This is a genomic window from Streptomyces sp. NPDC059851, from assembly GCF_042732005.1.
GTDB lineage: Bacteria > Actinomycetota > Actinomycetes > Streptomycetales > Streptomycetaceae > Streptomyces.
The window spans coordinates 35,743-46,554 of the sequence record NZ_JBHWJJ010000051.1; the positions used below are offsets into that span (position 1 = coordinate 35,743).

General features: G+C 75.1%; 9 protein-coding genes. All 9 read left to right on the top strand.

Features of this window, described 5'->3' with window-relative positions:
- The first annotated feature begins 45 nt into the window (after positions 1–45).
- The 9 genes from ACFV7Q_RS19390 (at position 46) to ACFV7Q_RS19430 (ending at position 10,684) form a co-directional block, all read left to right on the top strand.
- Positions 46–930 carry a sugar phosphate isomerase/epimerase family protein gene (locus ACFV7Q_RS19390; protein WP_385429892.1) on the top strand — a complete coding sequence of 295 codons (885 nt, stop codon included), beginning with the start codon at positions 46–48 and terminating at the stop codon, positions 928–930.
- Positions 927–1,646 (top strand): EboA domain-containing protein, encoded by a 720-nt coding sequence (locus ACFV7Q_RS19395; RefSeq protein ID WP_385429893.1) that lies wholly within the window; start codon positions 927–929, stop codon positions 1,644–1,646. The genes ACFV7Q_RS19390 and ACFV7Q_RS19395 overlap by 4 nt, the downstream gene beginning before the upstream one ends.
- A 31-nt stretch (positions 1,647–1,677) precedes the next feature.
- Positions 1,678–2,550: a TatD family hydrolase gene (locus tag ACFV7Q_RS19400; protein ID WP_385429894.1), complete on the top strand. Its 873-nt coding sequence runs from the start codon at positions 1,678–1,680 to the stop codon at positions 2,548–2,550.
- A 27-nt stretch (positions 2,551–2,577) separates the two neighbouring features.
- A complete protein-coding gene (gene eboE, locus ACFV7Q_RS19405; protein ID WP_385429896.1) occupies positions 2,578–3,837 on the top strand; it encodes a metabolite traffic protein EboE in 1,260 nt (419 codons plus the stop codon).
- An 83-nt stretch (positions 3,838–3,920) separates the two neighbouring features.
- Positions 3,921–5,234, top strand: coding sequence for an alkaline phosphatase family protein (locus ACFV7Q_RS19410; protein ID WP_385429905.1), 1,314 nt, complete (start codon positions 3,921–3,923; stop codon positions 5,232–5,234).
- Positions 5,235–5,271: 37 nt separating this feature from the next.
- Entirely contained in the window at positions 5,272–6,066 is a 795-nt protein-coding gene (locus tag ACFV7Q_RS19415; RefSeq protein WP_385429897.1) for a 4'-phosphopantetheinyl transferase superfamily protein, read from the top strand.
- Between the two features lie 371 nt (positions 6,067–6,437).
- Entirely contained in the window at positions 6,438–7,166 is a 729-nt protein-coding gene (locus tag ACFV7Q_RS19420; protein ID WP_385429899.1) for a hypothetical protein, read from the top strand.
- 177 nt (positions 7,167–7,343) lie between these two features.
- Complete coding sequence (locus ACFV7Q_RS19425) at positions 7,344–8,123, top strand: ABC transporter ATP-binding protein (protein WP_385429900.1); 780 nt, start codon at positions 7,344–7,346, stop codon at positions 8,121–8,123.
- Positions 8,123–10,684, top strand: coding sequence for an FtsX-like permease family protein (locus ACFV7Q_RS19430; protein WP_385429902.1), 2,562 nt, complete (start codon positions 8,123–8,125; stop codon positions 10,682–10,684). Before ACFV7Q_RS19425 ends, ACFV7Q_RS19430 begins: the two co-directional genes overlap by 1 nt.
- Positions 10,685–10,812 lie beyond the last annotated feature (128 nt).

Below are 10,812 nucleotides of genomic sequence, written 5' to 3' on the forward strand. Positions count from 1 at the left end.
GGACCCCTGCGACCGGACCGGACGTGCCGCTGCCGGGGTGCGCCCGTGAACGCCGCCGCGGGCCCGCCGCCCCGCTTCTCGTACGGCACGAACGGCCTCGCCGACCACCGGCTGGGCGACGCGCTGCGCATGCTCGCCGACCTCGGCTACGAGGGCGTCGCCCTCACCCTCGACCACCACCACCTCGATCCCTACGCCCCCGACCTCGCCGCCCGCGTCGCCGGCGTCCGGCGGGCCCTGGCCGCCACCGGCCTGGCCGTGGTCGTCGAGACCGGCGCCCGCTACCTCCTCGACCCCCGCCGCAAGCACCGCCCCACCCTGCTGTCCGCCCGGCCGGAGGACCGCGCCCTGCGGGCCGACCTGCTGCGCCGGGCCATCGGCATCGGCGCCGAACTGGGCGCCGGGGCCGTGCACTTCTGGAGCGGCACCCCGGACCCGGACACCACCCCGGAACAGGCCTGGCAGCGGCTGGTCGACGGCTGCGCCGACACCGTCGCGCACGCCGAAGCCGCCGGGATCGACCTCGCCTTCGAGCCGGAGCCGGGCATGCTCGTCCACGACCTGGCCGGCTACCGGCGGCTGTTGGACGACCTCGGCCGGCCCGACCGGTTCCGGCTCACCCTGGACCTCGGCCACTGCCGGTGCCTGGAGCCGCTTCCCGTCGCCGACTGCGTGGAGCTCGCCGCCGACCGCCTCGCCCACGTCCAGATCGAGGACATGCGCCGCGGCGTCCACGAGCACCTGCCCTTCGGCGAGGGCGAGATCGACTTCCCGCCGGTCCTGGCCGCGCTGGCCCGCACCGGCTACCGCGGGCTCGTCTCCGTGGAGCTCCCGCGCCACAGCCACGCCGCGGCCGACGTCGCCCGCCACAGCATCGCCTTCCTGCGCGCGGCCGCCGCCCAGCAGGACAAGGAGGCCGTACCGCAATGACCACCGCTCCCACCCTCACCCGGCCCACTTCCACCCGGCCCACCCCCACCCGGCCCGCCGCCGCGCCGCCCGCCGACGCCTGCGTCCACGACGCCCTGACCCTGCGCACCCTGGAGGAGTCCCTGCGCTCGGCCCTGGACCAGGAGCACCGGGCCCGGCTCGCCGACGGCCTCGCCGTCGTCGCCGCCGACGGCCCCCGCGCCCTGGACCGCCGCTTCCCCGCCGCCGGCCGCGACCACGGCCGCGGACCCCTGCCCGGCTGGGCGGGCTGGACCGTCGAGGACGCCGTACGCACCCTGCTGCTGCGCGCCCTGACCCGGTACGGGACCACCGGCGCGGCCCTCGCCGCCGAGGCCGCCGAACGGTACGCCCACGGGGACGCCGCCGAGCGCCGCGGGGTGCTGCGCGCCCTGCCGTTCCTGCCCGTCGGCGACCACGCCGTGCACCTCGTCGACGACGCCGTCCGCACCAACGACAACCGCTTGATCGCCGCCGCGCTCGGCCCGTACGCCCGCGCCCACCTCGACCAGTACCGCTGGCGGCAGGCCGTCCTGAAGTGCCTGTTCACCGGCATCCCGCTGGCGCGGGTGTCCGGGCTGAACGAGCGCCGGGACGCCGAACTGGCGCGGATGGCACGTGCCTTCGCGACCGAGCGCCGCGCCGCCGGCCGCCCCGTCCCCGCCGACCTGTGGGTCGTAGCGACCCTCGACCACTGACCCGACGACGACCACCTCCCGGAGCCCGGCCATGCGCATCTTCGACCCGCACATCCACATGACGTCCCGGACCACGGACGACTACCGAGCCATGTACGCCGCCGGAGTCCGTGCGCTGGTCGAACCCGCGTTCTGGCTGGGTCAGCCACGCACCTCCCCGGACAGCTTCACCGACTACTTCGACGCACTGCTCGGCTGGGAGCCCTACCGGGCGGCCCAGTTCGGCATCAGCCACCACTGCACCATCGGCCTCAACCCCAAGGAGGCCAACGACCCGCGCTGCACCCCGGTCCTGGACCTGCTGCCCCGCTACCTCGCCAAGGACGGGGTCGTCGCCGTCGGCGAGATCGGCTACGACACCGTCACCGAGGCCGAGGACCACGCCTTCGCCGTCCAGCTCGGCCTCGCCGCCGATTTCGGCCTGCCCGCCCTCGTCCACACCCCGCACCGCGACAAGGCGGGCGGCACCGCCCGCTCCCTCGCCGTCGTCCGCGAGTCGGGCATCGACCCGGGCGCGGTCGTCCTGGACCACCTCAACGAGGTCACCGTCGCCGAGGTCCACGACTCCGGCTGCTGGATGGGCTTCTCCATCTACCCGGACACCAAGATGACCCCGGACCGGATGGTCGCCATCCTCAAGGAGCACGGCACCGAGCGGATGCTCGTCAACTCCGCCGCCGACTGGGGCCACAGCGACCCGCTCCTCACCCGCGCCACCGGCGAGGCCATGCTCGCCGCCGGCTTCGACGAGGACGACGTCGACCGCGTCCTGTGGCGCAACCCGGTCGCCTTCTACGGCCAGTCGGGCCGCCTCGACCTCGACGCCGCGCCACGATCCGTCCAGGGCGACGTCCGGGCCCCGGGCCCGTACGCGGGCAACTCCATCGCCCGCGGCGGGAACTGAACCGACCGGAGCCCGGGGGGACACCACATGCGCTTCCGCCACCGCGACGGCACCGCCGTCCACCTCGCCTACTGCACCAACGTGCACCCCGCCGAAACCCTGGAGGGCATCACCGCCCAGCTCACCACCTACGCCGAGCCCGTCCGCAAGGCGGCCGACGAGCCGGTCATCGGCCTCGGCCTGTGGCTGCCCCAGGACGCGGCCGCCGTCCTCGCCGCCGACCCGGCCGCCGTCGCAGCCCTGCGCCGTGAGCTGACCGCCCGCGGCCTGGAGACCGTCACCCTCAACGGCTTCCCGTACCGGGGCTTCCACGCACCCGTCGTCAAGCGGGCCGTGTACTACCCCGACTGGTCCGAGCCCGCCCGCCTCGAATACACCCTCAACCTGGCCCGCATCCTCGCCCGGCTGCTGCCCGCCGACGCCGAGCGCGGCTCGGTCTCCACCCTGCCCCTGGCCTGGCGCACCGCCTGGTCACGCACCCGCAAGGCCGCCGCCATGCGCCAGCTGGACGCGCTCGCCGCCGGGCTGCGCCGGATCGAGGCCGAGACCGGCCGGACCATCCGGGTGGCGGTGGAGCCCGAACCGGGGTGCGTCGCCGAGACCACCGAACAGGCCGTCCGGCTGCTCGCCGACGCCGACCACGACCGGATCGGCCTCTGCCTGGACGTCTGCCACCTCGCCGTCGCCCACGAGGACCCGGGCTCCGCCGTGGCCCGGCTGCTGACCGCCGGCCTCCCGGTGGTCAAGGTCCAGGCGTCGAGCGCCCTGGAGGCCGCCGACCCGGCGGACCCGAAGGTACGGGAGGCCCTGGCCCCCTTCGCGGAGCCCCGGTTCCTGCACCAGACCCGGGAGGCGGGACTGCCAGGCGGCGCCCTGCTCGGCTCCGACGACCTCGGGCCCGCGCTCGCCGGGGCGCTGCCCGGCCGGGCGCCCTGGCGGATCCACTACCACGTGCCGCTGCACGAGGAACCCGCCCCGCCGCTCGCCTCGACCGGCCCGGTGCTGCGCGAGACCCTGCGGACCCTGTTCGGCGGGGACCACGCCGTCACCGACCACATCGAGGTGGAGACGTACACCTGGTCCGTGCTGCCCGAGGGCAGCCGACCGGTGGGCGCCGCGGGCCTGGCCCGGGGCATCGCCGCCGAACTGTCCTGGACCGGCCGCGAGCTGACCCGACTCGGCCTGACCCCGGCACCCCCGGCAGGCGCTCCGGCCCCCGGCAGCCCCGCTGCCGCCCCCGCCCCCGCCCCCCAGACCCCCGCACCCCGTGAGGAGGCCCGCCCGTGACCGGCTCCGCCACCCGGCAGGGAACCCGCAAGAAGGTGGCCGTCCTGTGCACCGTCGGGCTCACCCCCCGCCTGCTGCCCCACATGCCGAACCTGCGGGCCGTCGGCGAGCAGGGCTTCACCGCCCCGCTCGACACCGTCTTCCCCGCCGTCACCGCCACCGTCCAGGCCACCCTCACCACCGGGCTGCTGCCCAGCGCCCACGGGGCCGTCGGCAACGGCTGGTACTTCCGCGACCACGGCGAAGTGATGATGTGGCGCCAGCACAACGCCCTGGTGCAGGGGGAGAAGGTCTGGCAGGCCGCCCGCCGCCGGGACCCCGGCCACACCACCGCCTACCTGTGCTGGTGGTGGGCGATGGGCGCGGACGTCGACACCGTCCTGACCCCCCGCCCCGTCTACCACCACGACGGCCGCAAGGCCCCCGACTGCTACACCGTGCCCGCCGCCCTCCGCGACGAACTGACCGACCTCCAGGGCGAGTTCCCCCTCTTCCAGTACTGGGGCCCGACCGCCTCGCTCACCTCCACGGGGTGGATCGCGGGCGCCGCCCGGCACGTCGCCGACACCCGCGACCCCGACCTGTCCTTCATCTACCTCCCGCACCTCGACTACGACCTCCAGCGCTTCGGCCCCGACGGCCCCCGGGCCGTCCGGGCCGCCCGCGAGGCCGACGCGGCGCTCGGACCGCTCCTCGCCGCCCTGCGCGAGCGCGGCACCACCGTCGTCGCGCTCAGCGAGTACGGGATCTCCCCGGTCAGCCGGCCCGTGGACGTCAACCGCGCCCTGCGCCGCGAGGGCCTGCTGTCGGTCTACCGCCAGCGCGGGATGGAGTACCTCGACCCGTACACCTCCCGGGCCTTCGCCGTGGCCGACCACCAGGCCGCCCACGTGTACGTGGCCGACCCGTACGACGTCCCGCGCGTGCGCGACGTAGTGAAGGCGCTGGACGGCGTCGACGAGGTCTGGGACCGCACCCAGCAGGCCGACTACGGCATCGACCACCCCAACGCGGGCGAGCTCGTCGCCGTGTCCGAACCCGACGCCTGGTTCACGTACTACTACTGGCTCGACGACCGCCACGCGCCCGACTTCGCGCGCGGCGTCGAGATCCACCGCAAGCCCGGCTACGACCCGGCCGAACTGTTCTTCGACCCCGCCGACCCGGCGGTCAGGGCGAAGGCGGCCCTGGCCGTGCTGAAGAAGAAGGCCGGCCTGCGGGCGCCGCTCCGAGTGGTGCCGCTGGATCCCGGCTGCGTCCGCGGCAGCCACGGCCGGCTGCCCGGGGACGACCGCGACGGGCCGCTCCTGCTGTGCTCCGACCCGGAGCAGGAACGGGCCCGTTACCACGCCACCGAGGTCAAGGAGCTGCTCCTGCGCCTCGGCGGACTGACCTGACGACGCCCCTGGCGAGGGGGGAGAGGAGGAACCGGAGATGACGGAGATCACCAGGCAGCTGCTCGCGGCTCCGGACGTGCACGTGCCCTCACCGGCCGCACGGGAAGCGGCCCGGATCGAGGAGACCGGCGAGGCCCACGTGTGGTGGTGGCCGCTGGGCGACCGGGTCGACCAGGACGACTTCGACCTGCTCGACGAGGTCGAACAGGTCCGCGCCCGCCGCTACCGCGCCGAACGGGACGCCGCCGCGTTCGTCCGCACCCGGGCCGGCGCCCGCCGTGCCATCGGCGGGCTGCTCGGCGTCGACGCCCGCACGGTGGCCCTCGGCCGCCGGGTCTGCCCGGGCTGCGGGGACCTGGAGCACGGCCCGCCGGCCGTGGCCGAACCGGCGGTCGGGCTCGCCGTGAGCCTGACCCGCACCAACGGGTGCGGGGTGTTGGCGCTGCACGCGGGGGACTGGATCGGCGTGGACATCGAGGCCCTGCGGCCCGTCGAGTCCGGCTCGCTGGCCGACGTGGTCCTTGCGCCCGCCGAGTACGCGTACATCATGTCGCTGCCCGCCGGGCCCGAGCGGACCGCCGCCTTCCACCGGGTGTGGACCCGCAAGGAGGCCGTACTCAAGGGCGTCGGGCTGGGCCTGCTCGGCATCGACCTGAACGCCCTCGACGTCACCCCGGGCGTACCGGGCCCGGTCGAGGTGGTCCACGGCTACCAGGGCGAGGTCACCCGGTGGCAGGTCGACGACCTCGACCTCGACGGCAACTGGTCAGCCTCCCTGGCCCGCCCGCTGGACGGCTCCCTCTTGGGCCCCGTCCACCGCCACCGCCCCTAATGCTCTGACCGGAACCCCGCGAACACCTGAGGGGGCACATCCAGACCGCCCGTCGATGCTGGAGGCGGGGTGACATCCAGCCCGCCCGTTGATGCTGGAGGCGGGGGCACATCCAGCCCCGCCGGCGTTTGAGGCGCGGGGTCCGGGGCGGAGCCCCGAAACCGGCCCCGGGCCCGCGTCCGCAGCACGCGCCCCCGACCTTCCTGCGCCGGCGCCGGGCACCGTCCCGCAGGCCGGCGTCCGGGCCGGGGCCACATCCAGCCCCGCCGGCGTTCGAGGCGCAGGGTCCGGGGCGGCGCCCCGGCGTACGGCCCGCGTGGCCGACCGGCCGCCCCCCGCACGGATGCCCACCACCCCACCCGGAGACCCCCATGGCCCGCACGACCACCCGCCCGACCGGGCAACCGCCCACCGCCCCCGGGGCGGCCCCCGCCGGGGCGGCCCCCGCCGGGCCCTCGCCCGCGCGGCCGGGGCCCCCGCACACGCCACCCCCCGGCGCCCGCTCCGTCACCGCCGGCCTGGCCTGCGTCGGCCTGCTCCTCGCGGTCGGCGCGCTCGCCGGCGGCGCCCTCCAGGTGTTCCTGGACCGGATGGCCGGGGTCTTCGCACTCGTGGCGCTCTCCTGTTCCGTGATGCTCGGTCTCGCCACCGTCTTCCGGGACGTCCTGGCCCCCGCCCGCCGTCAGCTCGCGCAGCAGCTGCACCGGGCCGCCGCCGTCGCGGGGGTCGGCTTCCTCCTGGTCCACATCGGGGTGAAGGTCGCCGGGGGCCGGGTCACCGCCGTGCAGGCCGCCCTCGGCTTCGGCAGCGGCAGCCTGTTCGTCGACCTCGGCACCCTCGCCGCGCAGCTGTTCGTCCTGGCCCTGATCACCGGCCTGTGGCGCGGCGTGTTCGCCACCCGCCGCTGGATCCGGCCGTTCCGGGTCCTCCACGGTCTCGCGTACGCCGGCTGGGCCGCGGGCCTCGCGCACGGTCTCGGTGCCGGCCGCACCCCGGCCCACTGGGTCGTCATCGCGTACGCCCTGTGCGCGGCGGCGACCGCCGCGGCGCTGGTCCACCGCTGGACCCGCACGCGACGGAGCGGCCGGAGGCCGGACTGACACGTGCGAACACCGCGTTCCGGCCGAAGGCGCCCCGCCTTCGGCCGGAACGCGTTGCCCGCGCCCGTCCTCGTAGAGCCGGTATAGATCCGCCGTCAAGGATCGAGGGTGTTGCATCCGCCACACGCGGATCGTGCTGACGAACCCCCCTCGAAGCCTTGGAAGGACTGGTCGCGCATGAGGACCGAGACGCACAGCCTCCGCCGACAGAGCGGCGCCGGATCCCCCGGGTACGCGCTGCGCCTTGACGCGGTCGTGAAGGAGTACGGAAAGAGCGGCCGTGGCGTGCGCGCACTGGACGGCGTCTCGGTCGGCATCGAGCGGGGCTCGTTCACGGCCGTCATGGGACCCTCCGGTTCCGGCAAGTCCACGTTCCTGCACTGTGCGGCGGGCCTGGACAAGCCGACCGGTGGCCGCGCGTACATCGGCGACACCGAGCTGGGCGGGATGAACGAGACCCAGCTGACCCGGCTGCGCCGCGAGCGCATCGGCTTCGTCTTCCAGGCGTTCAACCTGATCCCGGCCCTGTCGGTGCGGCAGAACGTGGAGCTTCCGCTGCGCCTGGCCGGCGAGCGCCTGGACCCGCACTGGTTGGAGGAGATCCTGCAGCGGGTCGGCCTGGGGGGCCGTGCCACCCACCGGCCCGCCGAGCTGTCCGGCGGTCAGCAGCAGCGCGTGGCGATCGCCCGCGCCCTGATCACCCGCCCGGACGTGATCTTCGGCGACGAGCCGACCGGCGCCCTCGACACCGTGACCGCCAAGGAGATCCTCGCCCTGCTGCGGTCCTGCGTCGACGATACCGGCCAGACCGTGGTCATGGTCACCCACGACCCGGTCGCCGCCTCGTACGCCGACACCGTCCTCTTCCTCGCCGACGGCCGGATCGTCGACACCATGCACTCCCCGACCGCGGACCGGGTCGCCGACCGCATGACCCACCTGGGAGCGTGGGCCTGATGCTGCGCTATGCCCTGCAGACCCTGCGCGCCCGCAAGGGCGGCTTCATCGGCGCGTTCCTCGCCCTCTTCTGTGCCGCCGCACTGGTCACGGCCTGCGGCATCCTCCTGGAGACCGGTTTGAGGGGCACCATCGGCACCGAGCGGTACGCCGGCGCCCCCGTCATCGTCAGCGGCGACCAGAACGTCCACCAGGTCACCACCAAGGAGAAGAAGGGCAAGACCAAGAAGAAGGAGAAGGCCAAGCCGCTCGGCGAGCGCGTCTGGATCCCCGCCGGCACCACGGCCAAGGTGGCCGCGCTGCCCGGGGTGGAGGCGGCAGTGCCGGAGGTCACCTTCCCCGCGTACGCGGTCACCCCGAAGGGCCAGGTGGTCCCCGGCGTCGACGGCAAGCCCTCGTACGGGCACGCCTGGACCTCGGCGGCCCTGACCCCGTTCACCCTGGCCGAGGGCGCCGCCCCGGTCGGCGCGGACGAGGTCGTCGTCGACCGGGAACTGGCCGGCCGGGCCGGGATCGAGCCCGGCGCCGAGCTGACCGTGCAGTCGACCGGCTCGCCGCGCACCTACCGGGTGACCGGCATCGCGGCACCCGCCGGCGGCGACCTGAAGCAGCAGACCACCCTGTTCTTCTCCGACGCCGAGGCCGAGCGGCTCTCGGGCCGCGAGGGCCAGGTCGCCGCGGTCGGCGTCCTGCCCAAGCCGGGCGTGTCCACGAAGGACCTCGCCGGGCAGGTCAAGCAGGCCCTCGAAGGGACCACCGCGCAGGTGGCCACGGGCGGCGAGCGCGGCCCGGTGGAGTTCCTGGACGCCGCCAAGGCCCGGATCAAGCTGGTCTCCATGGGCGGCGCGATCGGCGGCACCTCGCTGCTCGTCGCGATCCTCGTGGTCGTCGGCACCTTCGCCCTGTCCATCCAGCAGCGCTACCGCGAACTGGCGCTGCTGCGGGCCATCGCCGCGACCCCCAAGCAGGTGCGGCAGCTCATCGGCCGCGAGGCGCTGATCGTCGGCCTCCTCGCCGGTGTGCTCGGATCGGTGACCGGGCTGCCCATCGCCTACTGGCTGCACGGCAAGTTCGTCGGTTTCAAGGCCATCCCGGACACCCTCGAAGTGACGTTCAGCGTCTTCCCGTTCTTCTCCGCCATCGGCGCGGCCCTGCTCGGCGCCTGGGCCGCGGCCCGGATCTCCGCCCGCCGCACCGCCCGGATCAGGCCCGCCGAGGCCCTGTCCGAAGCGGCCATGGAGCAGCGGAACTTCGCCTGGGGCCGGCTCGGCGCCGGCGCGGCCTTCCTGGCCGGTGGCATCGTGCTCCTGGCGGTCCTCGCCGCGCTGCGCACCGAGCCCGCTTCCACGCCGGTCACGTTCCTGTCGGTCGTCGTGCTCGCCGTCGCGGTCTCGCTGCTCGGCCCGCTGATCGCCCGGATCGCGGTCGCCGTCCTCGGCGTGCCGCTGCGGGCCTCCCGGGTCGGCGGCTACCTGGCCACCGCCAACGCCCGCGCCAACACCAAGCGGCTCTCCGCCGCGATCACCCCGCTGGCCCTGCTGATCGGCATGGCCTGCACGGTGTTCTTCGTACAGACCACCATGGGGGCCGCGGCCACCGCCCAGGCGAAGGCCGGCAACAAGGCGGACTGGGTCGTCGGCTCGGCCGGCCCCGGCGTGCCCGCACAGGCGGCGGACTCGCTGCGCCGGGTGCCCGGTGTGACCGCGGTGACCGAGGTGGTCCGCACCTCCGTGCGCGTCGGACTGGAGAAGTACCCGGCGCAGGGCGTGTCCACCGAGGGCCTGACCAGCACCTGGGACCCGGGCGTCACCGGCGGCAGCCTCGACGGCTTCGGCGAGAGGAGCGTCGCGCTCAGCGAGGTCGCCGCCGACAACCTGGGCAAGAAGCCGGGGGACACCCTGAAGCTGACCCTCGGCGACGGTACGGTGACCGAGCTGACGGTGGCCGCGGTGTACGAACGGGGCCTGGGCTTCGGCGACCTGACGATGTCCCACGCGCTGGTCTCGCAGCACGTCGACAACCCGCTGGCCTCCTCGCTGCTGGTCAAGACGGCCGGTGACGGCCGGGCCGGGCGCGGCGAGCTGCAGAAGGCGCTGGGCGGCCTGCCCGGCATCGGCGTCCTGGACCGCGGTCAGGTCGAGGACCTGCAGGCGGAGGTGCAACAGTCCAACGCCGAGGTCAACTACGTGGCGATGGGCCTGATCATCGCCTTCACCGCGATCGCCGTGGTCAACACGCTGGCCATGTCGGTCTCGGACCGCACCCGCGAGTTCGCCCTGCTCCAGCTCGTCGGCACCACCCGGCGCCAGGTGATGGGCATGCTCCGGATCGAGTCGGCGCTGGTGGTGCTGATCTCCGCGGTGCTGGGCACCGGTATCGCCTTCGCGGTGCTGACCGCCTTCAGCATCGGCATGACGGGCTCCGCCTCGCCGGCCGTCGACCCGCTGATGTACCTCGGCGTGCTCGGCTTCGCGGCGCTGCTCGCGGTGCTGGCGACGGTGGTCCCGGGCCGGATGGCCGTGTCCGGCCGCCCCGCGGACGTCATCGGCTCGCGCCAGTAGTCGGCCGCAACGGCCGGAGGGGCGGCCCCCCCCCGGGGCCCGGCCCCCCCCCCGGGGGCCGCCGGCGCGGGGGCGCCGTCGAGGTAGGGCCCCCCCGCCGAGCGGGGCACCCCCCCGCGCCCGTCACT

What these genes read in the sequence shown, in the direction of transcription:
- ACFV7Q_RS19400 (WP_385429894.1), top strand. Translation starts at nt 1,678, where the DNA reads ATGCGCATCTTCGACCCGCACATCCACATGACGTCCCGGACCACGGAC.
- ACFV7Q_RS19425 (WP_385429900.1), top strand. Translation starts at nt 7,344, where the DNA reads ATGAGGACCGAGACGCACAGCCTCCGCCGACAGAGCGGCGCCGGATCC.
- ACFV7Q_RS19415 (WP_385429897.1), top strand. Translation starts at nt 5,272, where the DNA reads ATGACGGAGATCACCAGGCAGCTGCTCGCGGCTCCGGACGTGCACGTG.
- ACFV7Q_RS19395 (WP_385429893.1), top strand. Translation starts at nt 927, where the DNA reads ATGACCACCGCTCCCACCCTCACCCGGCCCACTTCCACCCGGCCCACC.
- ACFV7Q_RS19410 (WP_385429905.1), top strand. Translation starts at nt 3,921, where the DNA reads ATGCCGAACCTGCGGGCCGTCGGCGAGCAGGGCTTCACCGCCCCGCTC.
- ACFV7Q_RS19420 (WP_385429899.1), top strand. Translation starts at nt 6,438, where the DNA reads ATGGCCCGCACGACCACCCGCCCGACCGGGCAACCGCCCACCGCCCCC.
- eboE (WP_385429896.1), top strand. Translation starts at nt 2,578, where the DNA reads ATGCGCTTCCGCCACCGCGACGGCACCGCCGTCCACCTCGCCTACTGC.
- ACFV7Q_RS19430 (WP_385429902.1), top strand. Translation starts at nt 8,123, where the DNA reads ATGCTGCGCTATGCCCTGCAGACCCTGCGCGCCCGCAAGGGCGGCTTC.